Genomic DNA, 20,621 nt, shown 5'->3' with positions numbered 1-20,621 from the left:
AGTAGCACCTAATCATTACCAAATATTGGAGAATTTACCAGAGATACTGCATCCAAAACCAGTAAAATTTCTTCTTCTTTAATCACACAGCCGCTTAAATAAGGTACTAAACTCGATGCGACTTGTCCCACAGGAGATTGAATATCATCAGACATAAACTTAGTCACACCCTTGATATCATGAACAACTAACCCTAAAAGGAGCAATTCCACCTGAATTACCACAATCTGATATTGCTTTAATCTACCATCTAAAGATTCTAAATTTAGCATTCTAGGTAAATCAATTACCCAAACAACCCGATTCCGCCAATTCATTAATCCTAATACACAAGGCAGCATATTCGGCATAGAAGTTACAGACTCAACTGGTATCTTCACAGCTTCTTGAGTATAATTCATAGATAAAATAGCCGGAGTTTCTTGATTTAAATAAAACTTGAGATAGCTATTTTCTGATTTTCCTTGAATAGATTGTTGCTCAATTATAATTCTTGAATCATTCATTAGTTTAAACCACTACCGATTTAATAGCTGCTAATAGCTGTTCCCTTGTATATGGCTTAGTCAAATAGACATCAGCGCCTTGTTTTATAGCCCATATTTTATCAATTTCTTGATTTTTAGAACTACAAATAACTATTGGTAGATTTTGAGTCACGGGATTTTTTCTCAGAGAACGACACAACTCAAATCCGCTCATTTCTGGCATAACGACATCAGTAACAATTACATCTGGATGTTCTGATAAAACTTTTTCTAAAGCCTCCTTGCCGCTAGCAGCCTTAATCACCTCATAACCACTATCCTGGAGATAATAGGTCATTAGTTCTAATTCACTCCGTGAATCTTCTACAATTAAAATTTTACCAACTAAGGTCACACTCATTCTGAAATCTCCCCATAGTATAAATTCCACCTACATAAAACTAAATGTTATTCATGTAAATGACTAAACTAATCAAGATATTTAAACATCATTTTGAGTAATTCTTGTTGTGTAAAAGGCTTGGTTAAATAACCTGATGACCTGACCATTTTGGCTTTAGCTTTGTCGATAAATCCTGTTCTACCCGTCACCATAATAATAGGGGTATCCTTCAAAGCGGAATGTCTCCTTAATAGAGAACACAATTCATAGCCATCTAAATTCGGCATTTCCACATCTAGTAAAATCAGGTCTGGTTTACTCCGCAGAATTTGCATTAATGCCTTCACCGGGTCTTTAATTGTCACTACGGAAAATTGACTACTATCTAAAAAAAGCTCTATAGACTTCAACACAGTTTGGCTATCATCAATACAAACAATTGTATATAGCCTATTTTTCACAATTGGCTGAGAATGAGAAACTTGAGCCGAATTTGTCGGCGATACAACCGATGAAACTGAACCACCGTTAACTTGTGGCTGGATATTTTTCCGATTTGCTAACTGCTTTTGACAGTGTTCCACTAGTAACTGCAAATCTAAATGGCAGAACTTTGGTAACTTATCCCAGGTACTTTCCCGATAAAACTCATAATTCCCTTCTCGTAACAGCAAAAATGTTTCTAACACTTCTTGGGCTAATTCACGTATCAGTGTTTCTGCTTGGGTGGAGGTAATATATTGCTGCTTGACTAACCAGTTAATTGCTTGATAATCTGGATACTGCATAGACTGATCTTGATTTTTTGATTCAAACATCAGTCGCATTTGCACGCGGGTAGCAGTGTCAATAGTTGTAGCTTTTTGACTTAAGCGCTGTAAATGATCATCCAAACGGTCAAACAGTTTTTCAGAGTAAGAAGCGTAGGTTAGTTTACCATCCTCTAGATTAATTGACCAAGTAGCCGTTTGCGTAGATACACGTAAGCAACCAGTTACATGGCGCTTAGTTAGTTGTCCTAATAAAGAGACGGGATACAGTTTCTGGGGTAACGAGTAGCCACTTAGATGAGTCGTGTTCATTTTGGTTGTATTTCTTCAGCTAAATTTGGACAGTAGCTGGGCTACAATTTCCAATAAAGTTTAATTAATAGTTTTTGGTAGTGTATGGTACAAAATTTTGACGAAGAAATGTATGGTTAAAATTAGATTGATAACAGGGTTTTTCCGATTATCACATCTCTCAATGTAAATTTACTGACTTATGATAATATCTTGGGATATATTTGGCGAATCACTCTAGCCCCTGAGTTGTTGCCAGTATATGTAAATATTTATACTTAAATAAAACCAATTTGGCAAGTCTGAGATGATCACTTCATGAAAAGTATACAAAGTTGATTACTATTCATTCTGAAACTTGGTTTCGTTGGGTTTGAGTACAGTTATGGGGTGATTGATTAAAGTTGCAACTTGTGTATACACCGTGGGCTACTAGAGTGGGTACAGTATGAACCCACTTGTGTGGTGATTATTATACGGCAGAATGCGATGGGTACGCCAGCCGAAGATATAGCCATAATTTGTGTTTACTTTCCAAGCCCAAATGTGATGCTAGGTTTCAAATACCTGCTTTCTGCGAGTTAGGAGTTTATAAAAGGTGTTTGATGACTTTTGCTGAGATGGCTGAGTATCAGAAGGGTTGAGAATAAGACCAAAAAAAGGTGTGGAATTAACTAAGTCCTTGAATTGATATGGTTGTTCAAAAAAATTTGTGCGATCGCACAGCAAGATTATTCCTACTGTTTGACATAGCATAGATGAGGATAACTTGTTCTAACTCCACTTACGTTTGGTAAACAACCACGCCAACAACCAGAAAAAGGCCGTAGCCAGAAAACTCCACAGCAAGGATGATAGTAGAGGATGAACTGGGTACTTCAAATTTATCTTTGCAAATGGTTTATCTATGTGTCCGGTGACAACACCAGAAACTATTGCACCGCCACCAAAGGCGATACCTAATGTTTGAATGGTGTTTTCTAAGGATCTATCTCTTTTAGTTTGTTCTACCTCTACTATGCCACGAATTGTAGCAATCATTTGGTCAAAGAGGTTTTGACCGGGAGTAAGATAAGCTAAGTTAGTGTTGATTTGTTCGATAAAAGTATCTTCAGCCAATTCTAAGAAGTTAGATAAGAATTCTAAATTATCTGACTGTAAGCATATTTTGTTTAGCTTATTAAGATATAAACGATAATTTTTGCTATTAGTTTTAATTGTAGTTTTGTGCAGTTCTAAATCCCTTAAATAATCAATATAATCAAAAGAAATTTCTGGTATTTCCTGAAGCAATTGATTAAATTTAGTAAATTTGACCTCTACAGGATTATTTTTTTGTTCTTGAAATTCTTGCTTATATTTTTCTAAATCAGAATATGCTGCTCTAGCTTGTTCATAACACCATATAGCTTCCGCACGAGCATAAATAATTTTACTGCGGCAAAGCAGTACGTCAATTAAAGGATAATAATATTCTCCCTTAGTTTCTAATTCTGTAGTTACGTCATTAGTATTTAACCAAATTAATAAATGACACTGTGCTTGGGGAGAATCAGCATCATTATTATATTCAAATATCGGACTACCTAAAAATTTGCCTTGTTGCTGAGACTTAATATTTAGTTTGTTAAAAGTTGCTGTTGATAATAATGCTTTGGCACAAGCATCAGCAAATGTTTGTTCATTATCTATTTTGCCTACAGGTTGAGCAAAAAATACGAGAGTTTGCCCTAGAGAAGCAGTAATATTTTCAGGAAGTAAGCAATTATCTGGATTTAGCCCTCGTAAATCAGCAAATTTTACTTCTGGATGGGGATAACGTAAGGTTAAATCAAGTGCATAAGTATCGTGAATTTCTAAGGGATTAGCTTCACCGCTTAAGTGTAAATTTTGTTGATGTTGGATGCCAGTGAAAGTTAAAATATCATCCAGGATTTCTCCCGTGATGCTTGTTTTTTGATTATTGGCTTTTTCAATCAGTTCAGGTAAAGCTTCTAATTTAGGAACACCAATTTTTTTACCAATCTGCTGGCATTTTAGCCATAAATTGTTGGCATTTTTGACAGGCTGTTTGGGTTTTTGTGACAGGCTATGCTTCAAATGAAAGGCATAGAGAGTTAGTTTAGGATAAGCTACTTTTCCTGTTAAAAGATCATCCATTTTAGATTGATGATAAATTTATTGGTGTCCAGATATCCGAATTTTTTTAGGACTTACGCATTTTAACGAAACGTTAGGGTTGGAGATTGCTTCCTTACGTCGCAATGACAGTATTTGAAGTAAGTTTTGCGTAAGTCCTGTTTTTTTTCTAAATTTTTTCAAAAATTGGGATGATAAGAAATATCAACTATTAGGATTTTGTTTTTCTGTCTTCTTAGCAGATGACGAACTTTGTTGAATTTCATTCAGTATAGTCTTTTTATCAAGTTCGTATTCAGGAATATTTTTATTTGCTCGTTCTTTTCCTGGTGCTTTGAGAGAACTATCTGAATTATTTGAATATTCTTTGAGCAGTTCTAGCTGAGAATTGAGAATCTTGGGATGTTTTTGATACCAGCCAGCGATGGCAATTGATATTTTATCAACATCGTCTGGTATTGGAGCGATTAATTCCTCTAATTCAGTAAAATTTTCCTGAGAAAATATAGCGGGTTGATTTTTCAGTAACTCGATAAAGACAGCTAAGTTTTGTACAGCAAATGACATAATTATAATCCTAGTTACCAGTAGCAGTAAATGCAGCCCAGTGAAATGGTGATTTAAAAGGTTGACTATTTTCTTCCTTGTCATTAAACCACAACATTAATTGTATTTGTTGTAGTGGATTCAAAGGCAATTGACTAGTCCATTCCTGTAACTCCTCTTTTGTAGCATCTCGCAACCACTGCTGTGCTTTATTCATCGCCAGTGGTACTGATATCTCTGTCGCATTCTGCAAAATTTGAATGAATTTAATCATCAAAAATGATGTTGATAAATCGTTTACTGTCCATAAACTACTTACAACACTGCTACTCCCTGCATAGATAAAGCCACTGGGTAAGCCGATATATTCATCGCTGGTATTATTGAAATCAATTAAGCCAGTTTCGCAAGCGGAGAGAACCACGAGACGAGTTTGACTGAAGTCGAGGGTGCGTTCAAATAAATTACCTAATGTCAAACACTCAGTTAAATCTACAGCTTTATATTTCGATATTTTTACATACCTATTGGGATCAATATCAGCAAATTCAGGAGAAACATAAGCATCTGCTAATATTAAACAGGAACTTTGAGGAGAATTAAAATTGAAGGAACCGTGACAAGAAAAATGAAGATAATTCGCTTGCTTTAATTGTCTTTCGGCTTGGGATAAAGCAGCTTTTGTGGCTTGTTTTTTGGTTAATACTTGATGGGAGGGAAAGTAAGATAATATGGTTTCTACTTCTAAGTCCGTGAAATCAAGGTCTTCTGTGGGATTTTGAATCGCAAACAGGGATTGAAAATCAGGACGTTCCCGTTTTTGTACCTGTTGCAAAAGTTGACAACTGGGTGCATAACTCACACCACCAGGGAATAAATCTAGAAGACAAGACGAATTTTCGGAATTTTGATTAACTGGAATTGTATGAAGAGGGAATAAATGCAAGAACAAATGGGGAATTAGGATGAGTTTATCGCAGTGCTTTGGTATCTGGGTTAATATTTTATCAATGTGCAAAACCGAAGCTAATTCTTTGAGTTCTTCCCCTAAGCTATTTTGCCATTGGTCTTTTTGAGTGTAGTAGTTCCGCAAATATTTATTTCCCCAATTTAGGAAAGCTTCTCTATCTTCTGTTGAGGATTGCCAAACTTTTACTTCTCCTGTTTGTGTGACAATAAACGCCAGAATTTTATCGTCGAGAATATACCATTCAAGAATGGCTGTACGATCATCTAAAGTACGCTGGAAGGAATCAAATTTAAAGCCATAACCAACGGGTAAATAGCGGTTTTGCAATTCATTACGCTGCTGTCGCAATTTTTGGAGATGTTGTGCTAGGACTTGGGAATTTTCAGCTTTGCCATTTTGGATTTGATATTGTCCTGTGGCTATTTCATCCCTGTATGTTTCTAGTTTAGTGACTACATCTGGAGGGAAGATGGTTCTAGAGTCACGTTCGAGAATTTGTTCAACTAAATTGCGGGTTTTACTTCGTTCAACGTGTTCAATTGCTTCTGTTTTCTTACCTAGTTCCAAGCAAACTTCCACCATACGGCGATAAACTTCGCTAGAGTGTTCCGCTTGTTTGCGTTTGCTTTCTTCTCCAGATACTATTTCTTCTCGTAAAGATTCTATGGTAGCAATGACAGACTCAAAAGCATTGTGTGCTAAGTTAAGCTGATTTACGTTTTGGTAAGCGATTCCTAGTCCGAACAAAGCTTCTCCATACTTTTGAGGAAAAGCATCATAAGTCATAAATTCTAAAGCGTTTTGGGAACAAGTAATCGCCTTTTCAATATTTTCTGCCTTGTCTCCTTTCATTCTATCCCTGTAAACTCCTGCGAGATTATTTTGCGTTATTGCCCAATCTAAAGGCAAAGCATCCTTGGTGTAGATAGTTAAAGCAGCATCATAAGCAGCGATTGCTTTTTCGATATTATCTGCACTGTCTCCTTTGATTCTAAGGTTGTAGGCGCGACCGATATTATGTTGCGTCATAGCCCAATCTAGAGGTAAAGCTTCCCTGGTTGTGACAGTTAAAGCAGCAGTATAAGCAGCGATCGCTTTTTCGATGTTATCTGCCCTGTCTCCTTTAATTCTATCGCTGTAGGCATTTGCGAGATTATTTTGTGTTTTTGCCCAAGCTTGTGGTGAAGTTTTTCTAGTGAAAACGGTTAAAGCAGCAGTAGCAGCAACGATCGTTTTTTCGATGTTATCTGCTCTGTCTCCTTTAATTCTTTCGTAATAGGCAGCAGCAAGATTATTTTGCGCCTTTGCCCAACCTTCAGGCAAAGCTTCCTGGGTTCTGACGCTTAAAATAGCAGTATAAGCAGCGATCGCTTTTTCAAAATTTTCTGCCCTGTCACCTTGAATTCTTTCACAATAGGCATTTGCAAGGTTATTTTGCGTTATTGCCCAATCTTCAGGTAAAGCTTCCTTGGTTCTGATAGTTAAAGCAGCAGTAGCAGCAGCGATCGCTTTTTCAATATTCTCTGCCCTGTCTCCTTTAATTCTGTTACAATAGGCATTCGCAAGGTTATTTTGCGTTACTGCCCAATCTTCAGGCAAAGCTTCCCTGGTTCTGACAGTTAAAGCAGCAGTATGAGCAGCGATCGCTTTTTCAATATTCTCTGTCCTGTCTCCTTTAATTCTTTCATTATAAGCACTAGCGAGATGATCTTGCGCTGTTGCCCAACCTTCTGGCGAAGCTTCCCTGGTATGTACTTGTAGCGCAGCTTCATAGCCAGCGATCGCAATCTCTATGTTGCTGGCTTTGTCTCCTAAAGGAAACTTTTGCATTAGATTACTATATTCAACAATACATGATGCATGAGATTTTGCTATATCCAATTCCATTTTCTTTATACTTGTTCCCAAACTGAGTAGTATTTCTGCTAACATCCCATCAAGTTTGTCTATGTTCTTTTCCAGCAAGGGGTAAATCGTTTCTAAATCATCGCTATTATTAGCTACTGCTTGTAGCACTTCACTCAGAAATTGTGACTTCTTCAGGCGCATTGCCAAATTTTGCAGCCAGTTTGCTATGTTCTCTTCCCCATTCTGAGAAAATATTTGTGCCATTATCTCTACTGCCCGGAAAAAGCCAGCATCAATTAATTCTTCATTTTCTGCCAAAGTCTTTGAAGCTTCATCATCACTGCCACAATTTAACAGACTTTGAATTAGCTTAGAATATTCCTGGTGACGGTATTGACTAGCTGCCAAATTTCGTAACCAAATTGCTGTACTCTCATGCCCATTCTGAGAATATATTTGCGCCATTATCTCTACTGCGCGGAAGAAGCCAGCATCAATTAACTCTTGATTCGCTATCAAAGTTCCTAAAATTTCATCATCATTGCCACAATTCAGCAAACTTTCAATTAGATTAAAGTAAGCTCGGTCGCGGCATTCTTTCATTGCCAAATTTCGCAACCAATTGGCAATATTTTCCTGTCCTGATTCTGATTTAACTTCTGCCACAACTTCTAGTACCTGCAGAAAATCAGCATCAAGTAATTCTTGGTTTGCTGCCAAAATTTCTTGGATTTTCTTTTCATTAGGACGAAAACTCAATAGACTTTGGATAAGGTTGAGATAGGCTTCCTGACGCTGTTTCTTCATGGGTAAGGGTGCGAGACACAACATAATTATGAGAGTAATTCAACGCCAACGCCCTCAATTCCAGAAAAGCTTATTTAACTCATCGCCTCAACTAACTTTTTACGGCTAGGATGCTTACGCTCTGATTTTTTCTTCAATCCCACAGCTTGAGTCTGATCGCTATCTGAGCCATACTGTCCCCTTACAAAGTACAGTGAGAAAAAATAGTCACATAAACACGAATATCTAAAATTTAAACCCCCAGGAATTTCTTCTTGGAGGTTAATCAACTTTTTTAAAGTGCGGATGAAAGGACTTGAACCTTCACTCCTTTCGGAACTAGAACCTAAATCTAGCGCGTCTGCCAATTTCGCCACATCCGCATCAGTTAACTATAGTAGCAGAAAAAATTTTATATGGGAAGAGGAAATGGGAAAATTATTTTCCTCATACCCAATGTCTTTACATTACTGCCACACGAGGCAAACGATGTTTAAATCCGCAGAGAATTTCCCAAGAAATAGTATTTAATTTTTCTGCCCAATGATTAGCTGAAATCTCTTCCTGTCCTTGTTCGCCTAGTAGGGTGACTATTTCCCCGGCTTGTAAATCAGGAATCCTGCTGACATCGAGCATTAACTGATCCATTGTAATTGTGCCAATTTGTGGTATACGCCGACCACGAATTAAAACTTGCATTTGCTGGGAAAGATGGCGCGGGACTCCATCAGCGTAACCGATACCAACCACCGCTAGGCGCATTTCTTGAGGTGCAATAAATTTTTGACCGTAACTGACACCAGTACCGGCGGCGATGGTTTTGACTTGAGTGACTCGCGCCTTGAGTTGCAAAACTGGCTTGAGGTTAATCACATTTTGTAAATGAGTGGCGGGATAAAGTCCGTAGATGGCTAAACCAGCTCGCACAATGTCGTAATGTAAGGCGGGATTTGTGAGAGTGGCGGCTGAGTTAGCTAAATGTAAGCACGGTGGATTGATGCCGATGCTTTTCAGTTGGGCGATCGCCCGCTCAAATCGTTTATGCTGTTCTTGCATAAATGTGGGGTCTAGATCATCTGCTGTGGCCAAGTGGGAATAAATGCTGGCAATCTCAATGTGAGGTAAATTTTGTACTAATTGCACAAACTCCACCGCATCTTCCCAGTTAGTTCCCAAGCGAGACATTCCCGTGTCCAATTTTATGTGTACGGGTAGAGGAGATCCATCATTAATTGTTTCTAAAATATCGGAAAAAATCAGCGCTTGTTGAGGACTACATAGAGTTGGCTGGAGTTGCCAATGGGCGATCGCCTGAATTTGCTCTAGTGTGTGGGCAGCACCTAAAATCAAAATGGGAGCTTTTATCCCAGCCTCCCTTAATTGAATACCCTCTGGAACAGTAGCCACTCCTAACCAACTAGCTCCCGATTGCAGGGCTGTTTGAGCCACAGTCACCGCTCCATGTCCATAAGCATCAGCTTTTACCACTGCCATTAATTGTGTGCGTGGCGATAAAAATTGTACTAGTTGCCGGACATTATGCGATAACGCCCCTAAATCAATTTCTACCCAAGCACGTTGGGAGAACCAAGCATAGGTATCACATTGTTGTTGGTCAGTAAAGGTAGGGGTTTCCTTGCCACTTAACATTTTTTAATCCTCCTGTCACACCACTCTTGAGCTTCAGTGATCGTCTATGGATTTTTATTCACACTATTAAAAGCGACATCAGAGTTAAACAGGAAGTTTACGTTGATTAGGGAATTTACACAAGACACCTAAGTATGAGATTTACGTGGTTTCGTTGAACCAAGAATCCCCGTTTTATAGCGGGGAGTGTCAAGAAAGTATAAATTCTTCCCATCTCCCCAGGAGAACATATTTGTGTTAATATATGTAAAACTAATACCTCGAGCGTTAACCCATGGGGAAGGTTTTAGTCCTAAACGCATCTTACGAACCGCTCAACATCACCAGTTGGCGGCGTGCTGTGATTCTGCTGATTAAAGGCAAAGCAGAACGCATTGAACATAACGGTAGATTTCTTTATTCAGATTTTCCGTTGCCGACTGTAATTCGGTTGCGTCACTATGTGCGTGTACCCTACAAAGAAATTCCTCTCACTCGCCGAAATATCCTGCACCGTGACAGTCACTCCTGTCAATACTGTGGTTATACCGGGGATGAGTTAACCCTAGATCATGTTATACCGCGATCGCGCGGCGGGGGAGATACCTGGGAAAACATTGTCACAGCTTGCGTCCGTTGCAATGTCAAAAAAGGCAACCGCACACCTTATGAAGCCCATATGCCTTTGCGTCATCCTCCACGACAACCTTATAGCAGCCTTTATTTTGAGGTCAGCAAACATCTTAAGAGCGGACTGCATAACGAGTGGCAAAAATATGTAATTGGCCTTTGACACTGCCAGAATAAGTTTCAAAAGCTGTAATTATTGTCACCTATTATGGCTGTTAACTTTATCTTGCTATTGCAATAACCACCAGCCAGAGACGATTTCGGACGTATTGATGTTTAAAGACAGTCTTTGGCTTTCATCAATTTAGGCTACAAATAATCCCGGATGTTTTGCAGCATCTGCTAGAGGATTATGGCTGATATTTTAGAGAAATGACTTACAAGATTCATATCTTACCTCAGAATATTGTAAAATAGCACCGTGACTCGGAAATATTCTCCTACAATCAGGAATATATTCATACACTATTCTGGTAATTAAAAATATAAATCATATTTGAAATTAAAAAATTTTATTTTTATTATCTCAAGGCAATTTGTACGCAATAGCACATTGCCAACTAGTCAAATTGCCCAAAAATATACCCAGATAAGTATGTCAAAAACCCTATATTTTTGCGAAGATCAGAATCTGTCTCTCAAAAAGTTCAGTGTTGATCATATTGTCTTTTTACCAATCAGTGGAGGCTCAAACGTATCAAGATGTCCCCTATGCAATTGAATTCTTCCTTGAAACCATCAGAAAGCTTTTTATTAACCACAGAACCTAGCCCAGAAGACACTGATATCGACCCAATAGCCGTGGAAGCTTCATTCACAAAGCCATCCTTACCATCAGCCAATGGCGAACCAGTAAATGGCAAAAATTTAGGACAACGGCTAAATTCCCTAGCTTTTCAGAAATCTGAAGAACTACAAAAAACTCTTTTAGCACACCAACATGAAAGACATCTGGTCATTCTACAAGATTTCCCCGACCCAGATGCTCTATCTTGTGCTTGGACTTACCAATTAATAGTTCAGCAATATGATATCAAATGCGAAATTATTTATGCGGGTACTCTAAGTCATCAAGAAAATATTGCTTTAGTTAAACTAACGGGATTACCCGCCCAGCGCTGGACATCCCAAGTCCTCAAAAGCAAAGACCTGTCACTATATCAAGGTTGTATCCTCATTGACAACCAGGGAACCACAAGTCAGCTCATGACAGCTGTAAAGCAGGCAAAAATTCCCTTGATTGCTGTCATTGACCATCACACTTTACAGGCGGAACACAAGTCAGAGTTTATTGATATTCGTCCGAATGTCCGAGCTACATCCACAATTTTTACCCAGTATCTGCAATCGGGTTTATTGTCTTTAGATAGCAGCATCGGCCAACACGTCAAATGTGCTACAGCGTTGATGCATGGGTTGCGGTCAGATACCAATCGATTGATGCAAGCCCAAGAAGAAGATTTCATGGCAGCAGCATATTTGAGTCGATTTTATGATGCTCAACTGCTGAATGCCATTTTACAGGCAAATCGTTCCAAGCGGGTGATGGATGTGATCGAGCGATCGCTCAAAAACCGCATTGTCCAGAATAATTTTTCCATAGCTGGCGTTGGTTATCTCCGCTACGAAGACAGGGATGCTATTCCCCAAGCGGCCGACTTCCTAGTCAGTGAAGAAAACGTTCACACCGCAGTAGTTTTCGGTATTGTTCACGACGAAGACGAACTAGAAGTAGTCATTGGCTCCCTGAGAACCGCTAAACTCACCCTTGACCCAGATGAGTTTATTAAAGAAGCCTTTGGACAAGATAATACAGGCCGATTTTTTGGTGGTGGACGGACAGGCGCTGGTGGTTTTGAAATTCCTATGGGTTTCTTATCTGGAAGTAACGAAAATTCCGCCTATGCCAAACTGAAATGGGAAGTATATGATTCTCAAATCAAACAAAAGCTACTCAAGTTGGTAAATCCTCAAGACGACCCAATTCAATCTGAGTAGTCTTAGTACAATGTATCCTCAGTCAATTCAATCAACCAGAACCTGACAAAACATTGATTCAGTAGGGGTTTACCGTGGCTATTCTCAGCCCCAAGAGTTATGCTAAACCCCTATTTTGGTATGAATTTCTGACAATGAATATGTATAACTTTTAACTCACCACTAAAAAAATGGAATTATACTTAATTCGTCATGGCATTGCTGAAGAAAGGCAACCAGACATCAAAGATGAAGAGCGGAGTCTTACCAAAGAAGGACGACAAAAAACCGAAAAAGTTGCCCAAAAAATTAAACACCTCGGTTTGCAATTTGATGTGATGATCACCAGTCCCCTAGTTAGGGCGCGCCAAACAGCAGAAATTATGGTAACAGCCGGATTGAGTAACGCCTGGGAAGAATCCACTCATTTAGCCCCCAACGGTAATATTGACCCTTGGCTGAATTACTGGTTAGAACCGAAAAATTATCCGCAAAATACCCATATTGCCTTAGTAGGACATGAACCAGATTTGAGTAATTGGGCAGAAATTCTGCTGTGGGGAAAAGTCAAACACAGTTTAGTCTTGAAAAAAGCAGGTATGATCGGGATAAAACTACCAGAAATAGGTTCACCTCTGGGTCGTAGTCAAATGTTTTGGTTGACACCGCCCAAGTACCTGCTATAACAGCCTTGCAACATTTTTCCATAAATGTTGTGACATCAGTGACTGTGATAGCGACAATAGTTTCTGGTCAGTTAGCGTGTTCGCGGAGCGTGTGCCTTGCACAATCAGATATCTCAACAAACAAATGGTGTTGCCATGATGGTGTGCGAATACAAGCCTGGTTTAGAAGGCATTCCCGCGGCCCAATCAAGTATTAGTCATGTTGATGGGCAGAAGGGAATTCTAGAATATCGTGGCATCCGGATTGAGGAACTAGCAGAACACAGTTCATTTCTGGAAACTGCTTATCTCTTAATCTGGGGTGAACTGCCAAGCAAAGAAGAATTGGAAACGTTTGAGCATGATATTCGTTATCACAGACGAATAAAATACCGCATTCGGGATATGATGAAATGCTTTCCAGAAAGCGGTCACCCGATGGATGCTTTACAAGCCTCAGCTGCGGCTTTAGGCTTATTTTATTCGCGTCGGGATTTACATAACCCTGCCTACATCCGAGATGCCGTAGTGCGGTTGTTAGCGACTATTCCCACAATGGTAGCTGCATTTCAGTTGATGCGAAAAGGCAATGACCCCGTTAAGCCTCGTGATGACTTAGACTACGCCGCTAACTTTCTCTATATGCTCAATGAGAAAGAACCAGATCCTTTAGCGGCCAAAATTTTCGACATCTGCTTGATTCTTCATGTCGAGCATACAATGAACGCTTCTACCTTCAGTGCTAGGGTGACAGCTTCCACCTTGACTGACCCCTACGCTGTCGTTGCTAGTGCCGTAGGAACCCTGGGCGGTCCTCTGCATGGTGGGGCCAACGAAGAAGTGATTCAGATGTTGGAAGAAATTGGCACAGTGGAAAATGTGCGCCCCTATGTAGAAGACCTGCTGAAACGCAAAGCCAAGATCATGGGCTTTGGACACCGGGTCTACAAAGTCAAAGACCCACGAGCTACAGTCTTACAAAACCTGGCAGAACAATTATTTGCCAAGTTTGGGCATGACAAATACTATGACATTGCCCTAGAGATGGAGAAAGTCGTAGCCGAAAAACTGGCTGGCAAAGGGATTTATCCTAATGTTGACTTTTACTCAGGTTTAGTGTATAGGAAAATGGGCATTCCCACAGACCTATTTACACCAATATTTGCGATCGCCCGTGTTGCCGGTTGGCTAGCCCACTGGAAAGAACAACTCGCAGAAAACCGCATATTCCGACCTACCCAGATTTATAACGGCAAGCATGAGGTTCCTTACCACCCCATGGATCAGCGTTAACTGGCCGTTGGATTCTCAGTCACATTAAACCATTGCCATTAAGCCGGCAGAGGTTTTGTCATGACTTGTGAGGCGAGAGTGGAGAAATCCAGGGGATGTAGAGGAGATCCCTCTGCACCCCCATCTCACCTAGCCAAAGAAATCCTAATCCTAAGCATAAGTAGAAGTTCTTGTATAGCTTCACTGGGTGAAAACCATCCGACGATATACTAGGCATGGGAATTGGCAAAAATCTGCAATCAAACGTCTTCATCAAAGCATAAAAGGATGAAGCATGAAGGAATCGAATTTTATACCTTATAACTTCACACTTCATACTTCAATTGACTTACAAGAGCGGAAACATGAATTCAGGAATTGACCTCCAAGGAACATTTATTCAATCCGTAATGGATTTAGGAATACCAGCCGGGACAGCCAAAGCCATATGGATGCCCTTGCCCATGATACTAATGCTCATAGGAGCCACAGTAGGGGTGCTAGTTTGTGTTTGGCTAGAACGGAAAATTTCCGCATCAGTACAGCAGCGCATTGGCCCAGAATTTATTGGTCCATTTGGCTTACTAGCTCCAGTAGCCGATGGTCTCAAGCTGGTATTTAAAGAAGATATCGTTCCAGCTAAAGCTGACCCTTGGCTATTTACCATCGGCCCCATTTTAGTCGTACTGCCAGTATTTCTGTCCTACTTAATTGTCCCCTTTGGACAGAACATTGTAATTACCAATGTCGGCATGGGAATCTTCCTCTGGATTGCCTTTTCTAGCATCGCCCCCATTGGATTATTAATGGCTGGCTACGCATCCAATAACAAGTATTCCCTCATAGGAGGCTTACGGGCGGCGGCTCAATCAATTAGCTACGAAATACCCCTATCATTGAGCGTGCTAGCCGTAGTCATGATGTCTAACAGTCTCAGTACCATTGATATTGTTAACCAGCAATCTGGTTATGGTATCCTCGGCTGGAACATTTGGCGGCAACCAGTAGGGTTACTAATTTTTTGGATAGCAGCCCTAGCAGAATGCGAACGCTTACCCTTTGACTTACCAGAAGCAGAAGAAGAAATCGTCGCTGGTTATCAGACCGAATACTCAGGCATGAAATTCGCTCTGTTTTACCTAAGTTCCTATGTCAACCTAGTGCTTTCAGCCCTACTAGTAGCAGTTTTATACCTGGGTGGTTGGGACTTTCCCATTCCCGTGGAACTCATAGCTAGTTGGCTAGGAATCAGTGAATTAGATCCCGTGTTGCAAGTCGCAACCGCGTCTTTGGGTATCGTCATGACCCTCATCAAAGCCTACGTATTAGTGTTTATCGCCATCTTATTGCGTTGGACAGTACCACGGGTGCGGATTGATCAACTGCTAGATTTAGGATGGAAGTTTTTGTTACCAATAGCTTTGGTTAATCTTCTAGTAACCGCAGCTCTGAAACTTGCCTTTCCCGTCGCCTTTGGTGGATAACCCAATTTTAGATTTTAGATTTTAGATTAAGTCTGAAATCTAAAATCCGAAATCCCAAATTGAAAAGAGAGAGAGACACGAAAATGCTAAAGTTCCTAAAACAAGTTGGTGATTACGCCAAAGAAGCCGTACAAGCGGGACGTTACATTGGTCAAGGATTAGCTGTCACTTTTGACCACATGCAACGTCGCCCAGTCACTGTACAGTACCCTTACGAAAAACTGATTCCTGGCGAACGGTTTCGTGGACGGATTCACTTTGAATTTGATAAATGTATCGCCTGTGAAGTCTGTGTAAGGGTTTGTCCCATCAATCTACCTGTAGTGGATTGGGAATTTGAGAAAGCCAACAAAAAGAAAAAGCTCAAACACTACAGCATTGACTTTGGAGTTTGTATATTCTGCGGCAACTGTGTGGAATATTGCCCAACTAACTGTCTATCAATGACAGAAGAATATGAGCTATCCACCTACGATCGCCATGAATTGAACTATGACAACGTAGCGCTAGGTCGTCTGCCTTATAAAGTCACCAATGACCCAATGGTTACGCCACTGCGAGAACTAGCTTACTTGCCCAAGGGTGTAATGGAACCTCACGGAGTACCTGCTGATGCACCTCGTGCCGGTTCTCGCCCAGAAGACCTAGTAGAACAAACAGAAAAGACCACTGGATAATACAGCTGGGCGGAATTCGTAATTCAAAATTTAACTTTTTTGAATCATATCTCGATCTCCGCTTTGCTGTACTACTTACCAGTTAACATTTATTGGAAATCAAAAAGGATCAGAAAAAGTGAATCTAGCTGAAGGAGTACAGTTTGTTGCCTTAGGTATACTGGGCGTGATGATGATTGGGGCAGCTTTAGGAGTAGTGCTGTTCTCTAACGTTGTCTATTCTGCCTTTATGCTGGGAGGCGTATTTATCAGCATGGCTGGAATTTACCTGTTGCTAAATGGTGACTTTGTAGCAGCAGCACAAGTTCTCGTTTATGTTGGTGCGGTTAACGTACTAATTTTGTTTGCCATTATGTTGGTAAACAAGCGGGAAGATTTCGCACCATTTCCCAATGCTGGGCTGAGGAAAGTACTGACAGCGTTGGTCAGTCTCGGCTTATTTGGCTTATTGAGCGTGATGGTATTAGGGACTCCTTGGGCATACTCAACACCTGGTGCTGTAGCTCCAGAAAGTTCTATAGTTGTGATTGGTGAGCATTTCTTCACTGATTTTTTACTACCTTTTGAACTAGCTTCAGTATTATTGCTGATAGCAATGGTAGGAGCAATTATTTTGGCACGTCGTGAATACTTACCTGAACAATCACTATCCTCACAGTTGCCAGAGAATGTTTTGAATTTGCCAGAACGTCCCAGAGACTTAGTATCGGCGGGTAGCGAAACAAAAGAGTAACATTTGGAAATAATATTGCAGGTAAAAAGCCAGATTTTTTATGGCTATGCCGGGCAAGCTATTAGAAGGAACACCAGAATCCATGCAACTCCAGTATTTTTTATTACTAGCAGCAGCTTTGTTTTGTATTGGCATTTATGGCTTAATCACCAGTCGTAATGCTGTACGGGTATTGATGTCCATTGAGTTACTGCTGAATGCTGTTAATCTGAATTTAATGGCATTTTCCAATTTTCTCGATTCAACTTTAATTAAGGGTCAGGTATTCACCATATTTGTGATTACCGTGGCAGCTGCTGAAGCGGCGGTGGGTTTAGCAATTGTGCTGGCGATTTATCGTAACCGTGACACCGTTGATATGGAGCAGTTTAATCTCCTGAAGTGGTAATTTTTCGTGCAACTCAAGCAGGTAATCATTGCTTATAAAGCACGAGATTCCCAGAGTAAACGCTGGGCTGAACTCTGTGCTAAACAACTAGAAAACCGCCATTGTCAGGTATTGATGGGGCCTAGTGGGCCGAAAGATAACCCTTACCCGGTGTTTTTGGCTTCTGCAACTCAACCCATTGATTTGGCTTTGGTACTCGGTGGTGATGGTACTGTTTTAACCAGTGCTAGACATTTAGCCCCAGCTGGTATACCTATTCTGGGTGTGAATGTTGGCGGTCATCTGGGTTTTTTAACTGAGTCTGTAGATGAGTTTGAAGATACAGAGAAGGTTTGGGATCGGCTATTTGAAGATCGCTATGCTATCCAGCGACGGATGATGTTGCAAGCGGCCGTCTATGAAGGTAATTACACAAATTTGGAACCTGTAACCGAACGTTACTTGGCTTTGAACGAATTTTGTGTGAAACCGGCTTCTGCTGACCGCATGATTACTTCTATTCTGGAAATGGAAATTGATAGTGAGGTAGTCGATCAATATGTGGGGGATGGCTTGATTATTTCCACTCCCACTGGTTCTACTGGTTATACTGTCTCTGCTAGTGGCCCGATTATGCATGATGGAATGGAAGCGGTGACTATCACTCCCATTTGTCCCATGAGTCTTTCTAGTCGCCCTCTAGTTCTACCTCCTGGTTCTGTGGTCAGCATTTGGCCTTTGGGAGACTATGATTTGAGTACAAAATTGTGGATGGATGGGGTGTTATCTACTTCCATTTGGCCTGGACATCGCGTTGATGTGCGGATGGCCGATTGTCGGGCTAAGTTTATTATTTTACGAGAGAACAATTCATATTATCAGACACTGCGAGAGAAGCTGCTTTGGGCTGGTACAAGGGTTCGCTACAGTAATAATCACCGTAATTGATTTATTCGGTGCGTACCAAGCGCTTTTACTACAAGTTATCTGTGGAAATAATATTATGCCAGCCCCCGGATATTTTCGGGGGTTTTTCCGCAGTTGTAAATTGGGAAATATCTCTCTTATAGCAGGGAACAGGGAACAGGGAACACTTCGACAAGTGTTACAGTGAGCCTGTCGAACTGCTCAGTGCATCGCAGGTAACAGGCTGGAAACTCGCTAATTGTAAAGGTTTCATGATCTGTTTCTGTCCTAACTTCCTTGGCGGTTGCTATAGATGAGTCGGAGACTTTTAAGACACCGCTCATCTGTGGATATTTAATGGCTAATCATTAAATAAGTCTAAATCTGTGACTGCACCAACGCTGCTAGAAGATACTAATTTGGCATATTTAGCTAGTACGCCTTTGGTATAACGTGGGGTAAGGGGTCGCCAATTGGCACGTCTACTGGCTAATTCTTGATCTGAGACGTTCAATTGCAATAGGCGATTGGTGGCATCTATGGTGATGGTATCACCTTCTTCTACAAGGGCGATCGCACCACCAACGGCTGCTTCTGGGGCTACGTGACCAACTACCATACCGTAAGTACCGCCGGAAAAGCGTCCATCAGTAATTAAACCTACGCTATCGCCTAATCCAGCACCGATAATGGCTGAGGTGGGAGCCAACATTTCTCGCATTCCAGGGCCACCTTTGGGTCCTTCGTAACGAACAACTATCACATCACCTGCTTGAATCTTACCTGCCAAAATAGCGTCTAAACAGGATTCTTCAGACTCAAATACCCGTGCGGGTCCAGTAATAACTGGCTTTTTGACTCCGGTGATTTTAGCTACAGCCCCTTCTGTGGCTAGATTACCTTTGAGGATGGCTAAGTGTCCTTGAGCATACATCGGATTATTCCAAGGACGGATAACATCTTGGTCGGTGCGTGGTTCTGCGGGGATATCTGCTAAGACTTCGGCTATTGTTTGACCACTAATAGTTAAGCAGTCACCGTGTAATAAATCATGCTCAAGCAGCATTTTCATGACTTGGGGAATCCCACCGGCTTTGTGCAGGTCTGTGGCGACATATCGACCACTGGGTTTTAAGTCGCATAACACAGGGACACGTCCACGGATGGTTTCAAAGTCGTCTATTGTGAGTTCGACTCCAGCTGCACGAGCGATCGCTAAAAAGTGCAATACTGCATTTGTGGAACCACCCACGGCCATAATTACGGAAATGGCATTTTCTATGGATTTCCGGGTGATAATCTGGCGAGGTAAGATTTGCTTGCGAATGGCTTCTACTAAAGCAACGGCTGATTTTTCCGTACTGTCGGCTTTTTCCGCGTCTTCAGCTGCCATTGTGGAAGAATAAGGTAAACTCATACCCATTGCTTCAAAAGCGGAAGACATGGTGTTGGCTGTAAACATTCCACCGCAGGAACCAGCACCGGGACAAGCTTCACGTTCCACGGCTAAAAGTTCATCTTTATCAATTTTGCCGGCACTGTATTGACCAACGGCTTCAAAGGAACTAACAACTGTTAAATCTTTACCATCGTAGTGACCAGGTTTAATTGTGCCACCATAAACAAAAATAGCAGGGATATTCATTCGCGCCATCGCTAGCATTGCCCCTGGCATATTTTTATCACAGCCACCAATAGCCAAAACACCATCCATACTTTGCCCAGTACAGGCGGTTTCGATGGAATCAGCAATTACTTCCCGCGATACCAGGGAATATTTCATCCCCTCAGTCCCCATGGAAATACCATCACTAATGGTAATCGTACCGAACATCTGCGGCATTGCTCCGGCGCTTTTTACACCAATTTCTGCTCTTTGCGCTAGTTTGTTAATCCCCATATTGCAGGGAGTAATAGTACTGTAGCCATTAGCAATGCCCACAATGGCTTTATTAAAATCTTCATCTTGAAAACCCACTGCCCGCAGCATAGCTCGATTAGGCGATCGCTGCACGCCTTGGGTAACTACTTGGCTTTTTAAATTCTCTGACATCTTTTTTC

The 20,621-nt window shown here is 40.9% G+C and carries 18 protein-coding genes and 1 tRNA gene; 9 read left to right on the top strand and 10 right to left on the bottom strand.

The annotated features are described in order from the left end of the window. Nucleotides 1-8: 8 nt before the first annotated feature. From VB620_RS10920 to alr, 9 genes are all read right to left on the bottom strand, one after another. Nucleotides 9-506, bottom strand: coding sequence for a chemotaxis protein CheW (locus VB620_RS10920; RefSeq protein ID WP_323196171.1), 498 nt, complete (start codon nucleotides 504-506; stop codon nucleotides 9-11). A 4-nt stretch (nucleotides 507-510) separates the two neighbouring features. Beyond that, nucleotides 511-888 carry a response regulator transcription factor gene (locus VB620_RS10915; protein WP_323196170.1) on the bottom strand — a complete coding sequence of 126 codons (378 nt, stop codon included), beginning with the start codon at nucleotides 886-888 and terminating at the stop codon, nucleotides 511-513. Nucleotides 889-956: 68 nt separating this feature from the next. Continuing rightward, nucleotides 957-1,952 carry a response regulator gene (locus VB620_RS10910; protein WP_323196169.1) on the bottom strand — a complete coding sequence of 332 codons (996 nt, stop codon included), beginning with the start codon at nucleotides 1,950-1,952 and terminating at the stop codon, nucleotides 957-959. A 531-nt stretch (nucleotides 1,953-2,483) separates the two neighbouring features. Beyond that, nucleotides 2,484-2,687: a hypothetical protein gene (locus VB620_RS10905; protein ID WP_323196168.1), complete on the bottom strand. Its 204-nt coding sequence runs from the start codon at nucleotides 2,685-2,687 to the stop codon at nucleotides 2,484-2,486. 18 nt (nucleotides 2,688-2,705) lie between these two features. After that, nucleotides 2,706-4,091: a hypothetical protein gene (locus VB620_RS10900; protein ID WP_323196167.1), complete on the bottom strand. Its 1,386-nt coding sequence runs from the start codon at nucleotides 4,089-4,091 to the stop codon at nucleotides 2,706-2,708. A 183-nt stretch (nucleotides 4,092-4,274) separates the two neighbouring features. Then, entirely contained in the window at nucleotides 4,275-4,637 is a 363-nt protein-coding gene (locus tag VB620_RS10895; RefSeq protein ID WP_323196166.1) for a hypothetical protein, read from the bottom strand. A gap of 10 nt (nucleotides 4,638-4,647) precedes the next feature. Then, nucleotides 4,648-8,265, bottom strand: coding sequence for a CHAT domain-containing protein (locus VB620_RS10890; protein WP_323196165.1), 3,618 nt, complete (start codon nucleotides 8,263-8,265; stop codon nucleotides 4,648-4,650). 256 nt (nucleotides 8,266-8,521) lie between these two features. Then, a tRNA-Leu gene (locus tag VB620_RS10885) sits at nucleotides 8,522-8,603 on the bottom strand. 79 nt (nucleotides 8,604-8,682) lie between these two features. Beyond that, entirely contained in the window at nucleotides 8,683-9,870 is a 1,188-nt protein-coding gene (gene alr / locus VB620_RS10880) for an alanine racemase (RefSeq protein WP_323196164.1), read from the bottom strand. Between the two features lie 274 nt (nucleotides 9,871-10,144). Here alr and VB620_RS10875 point away from each other — a divergent pair, with 274 nt between their 5' ends. From VB620_RS10875 to VB620_RS10835, 9 genes are all read left to right on the top strand, one after another. Beyond that, complete coding sequence (locus VB620_RS10875) at nucleotides 10,145-10,642, top strand: HNH endonuclease (RefSeq protein WP_323196163.1); 498 nt, start codon at nucleotides 10,145-10,147, stop codon at nucleotides 10,640-10,642. Nucleotides 10,643-11,190: 548 nt separating this feature from the next. Next, on the top strand, nucleotides 11,191-12,477 hold the full coding sequence (locus VB620_RS10870; protein ID WP_323196162.1) for a DHH family phosphoesterase: 1,287 nt from the start codon (nucleotides 11,191-11,193) through the stop codon (nucleotides 12,475-12,477). A gap of 170 nt (nucleotides 12,478-12,647) precedes the next feature. After that, nucleotides 12,648-13,142 (top strand): phosphohistidine phosphatase SixA, encoded by a 495-nt coding sequence (gene sixA / locus VB620_RS10865; RefSeq protein WP_323196161.1) that lies wholly within the window; start codon nucleotides 12,648-12,650, stop codon nucleotides 13,140-13,142. A gap of 135 nt (nucleotides 13,143-13,277) precedes the next feature. Continuing rightward, a complete protein-coding gene (locus VB620_RS10860) occupies nucleotides 13,278-14,414 on the top strand; it encodes a citrate synthase (RefSeq protein WP_323196181.1) in 1,137 nt (378 codons plus the stop codon). A 344-nt stretch (nucleotides 14,415-14,758) separates the two neighbouring features. Continuing rightward, on the top strand, nucleotides 14,759-15,877 hold the full coding sequence (nuoH, locus tag VB620_RS10855; protein ID WP_323196160.1) for an NADH-quinone oxidoreductase subunit NuoH: 1,119 nt from the start codon (nucleotides 14,759-14,761) through the stop codon (nucleotides 15,875-15,877). An 83-nt stretch (nucleotides 15,878-15,960) separates the two neighbouring features. After that, entirely contained in the window at nucleotides 15,961-16,554 is a 594-nt protein-coding gene (ndhI, locus tag VB620_RS10850) for an NAD(P)H-quinone oxidoreductase subunit I (RefSeq protein ID WP_323196159.1), read from the top strand. 118 nt (nucleotides 16,555-16,672) lie between these two features. Continuing rightward, the gene (locus tag VB620_RS10845; RefSeq protein ID WP_323196158.1) at nucleotides 16,673-17,287 is read left to right on the top strand and encodes an NADH-quinone oxidoreductase subunit J; all 615 of its coding nucleotides are present in this window, start codon (nucleotides 16,673-16,675) and stop codon (nucleotides 17,285-17,287) included. Between the two features lie 82 nt (nucleotides 17,288-17,369). After that, a complete protein-coding gene (gene nuoK / locus VB620_RS10840) occupies nucleotides 17,370-17,675 on the top strand; it encodes an NADH-quinone oxidoreductase subunit NuoK (protein WP_323196180.1) in 306 nt (101 codons plus the stop codon). Between the two features lie 6 nt (nucleotides 17,676-17,681). Continuing rightward, nucleotides 17,682-18,602 carry an NAD(+) kinase gene (locus VB620_RS10835; protein ID WP_323196157.1) on the top strand — a complete coding sequence of 307 codons (921 nt, stop codon included), beginning with the start codon at nucleotides 17,682-17,684 and terminating at the stop codon, nucleotides 18,600-18,602. 319 nt (nucleotides 18,603-18,921) lie between these two features. Here VB620_RS10835 and ilvD read toward each other — a convergent pair whose 3' ends face one another. Then, on the bottom strand, nucleotides 18,922-20,613 hold the full coding sequence (ilvD, locus tag VB620_RS10830) for a dihydroxy-acid dehydratase (RefSeq protein ID WP_323196156.1): 1,692 nt from the start codon (nucleotides 20,611-20,613) through the stop codon (nucleotides 18,922-18,924). Between the last annotated feature and the right edge of the window lie 8 nt (nucleotides 20,614-20,621).

The sequence above is a fragment of the Nodularia harveyana UHCC-0300 genome (assembly GCF_034931085.1).
GTDB lineage: Bacteria > Cyanobacteriota > Cyanobacteriia > Cyanobacteriales > Nostocaceae > Nodularia > Nodularia harveyana.
Note: the sequence above shows the minus strand (reverse complement) of the source record. Positions and strands in the feature narration are given on the sequence as shown.

What these genes read in the sequence shown, in the direction of transcription:
- VB620_RS10920 (WP_323196171.1), bottom strand. Translation starts at nt 506, where the DNA reads ATGAATGATTCAAGAATTATAATTGAGCAACAATCTATTCAAGGAAAA.
- VB620_RS10915 (WP_323196170.1), bottom strand. Translation starts at nt 888, where the DNA reads ATGAGTGTGACCTTAGTTGGTAAAATTTTAATTGTAGAAGATTCACGG.
- VB620_RS10910 (WP_323196169.1), bottom strand. Translation starts at nt 1,952, where the DNA reads ATGAACACGACTCATCTAAGTGGCTACTCGTTACCCCAGAAACTGTAT.
- VB620_RS10905 (WP_323196168.1), bottom strand. Translation starts at nt 2,687, where the DNA reads ATGCTATGTCAAACAGTAGGAATAATCTTGCTGTGCGATCGCACAAAT.
- VB620_RS10900 (WP_323196167.1), bottom strand. Translation starts at nt 4,091, where the DNA reads ATGGATGATCTTTTAACAGGAAAAGTAGCTTATCCTAAACTAACTCTC.
- VB620_RS10895 (WP_323196166.1), bottom strand. Translation starts at nt 4,637, where the DNA reads ATGTCATTTGCTGTACAAAACTTAGCTGTCTTTATCGAGTTACTGAAA.
- VB620_RS10890 (WP_323196165.1), bottom strand. Translation starts at nt 8,265, where the DNA reads ATGTTGTGTCTCGCACCCTTACCCATGAAGAAACAGCGTCAGGAAGCC.
- alr (WP_323196164.1), bottom strand. Translation starts at nt 9,870, where the DNA reads ATGTTAAGTGGCAAGGAAACCCCTACCTTTACTGACCAACAACAATGT.
- VB620_RS10875 (WP_323196163.1), top strand. Translation starts at nt 10,145, where the DNA reads ATGGGGAAGGTTTTAGTCCTAAACGCATCTTACGAACCGCTCAACATC.
- VB620_RS10870 (WP_323196162.1), top strand. Translation starts at nt 11,191, where the DNA reads ATGCAATTGAATTCTTCCTTGAAACCATCAGAAAGCTTTTTATTAACC.
- sixA (WP_323196161.1), top strand. Translation starts at nt 12,648, where the DNA reads ATGGAATTATACTTAATTCGTCATGGCATTGCTGAAGAAAGGCAACCA.
- VB620_RS10860 (WP_323196181.1), top strand. Translation starts at nt 13,278, where the DNA reads ATGATGGTGTGCGAATACAAGCCTGGTTTAGAAGGCATTCCCGCGGCC.
- nuoH (WP_323196160.1), top strand. Translation starts at nt 14,759, where the DNA reads ATGAATTCAGGAATTGACCTCCAAGGAACATTTATTCAATCCGTAATG.
- ndhI (WP_323196159.1), top strand. Translation starts at nt 15,961, where the DNA reads ATGCTAAAGTTCCTAAAACAAGTTGGTGATTACGCCAAAGAAGCCGTA.
- nuoK (WP_323196180.1), top strand. Translation starts at nt 17,370, where the DNA reads ATGCAACTCCAGTATTTTTTATTACTAGCAGCAGCTTTGTTTTGTATT.
- ilvD (WP_323196156.1), bottom strand. Translation starts at nt 20,613, where the DNA reads ATGTCAGAGAATTTAAAAAGCCAAGTAGTTACCCAAGGCGTGCAGCGA.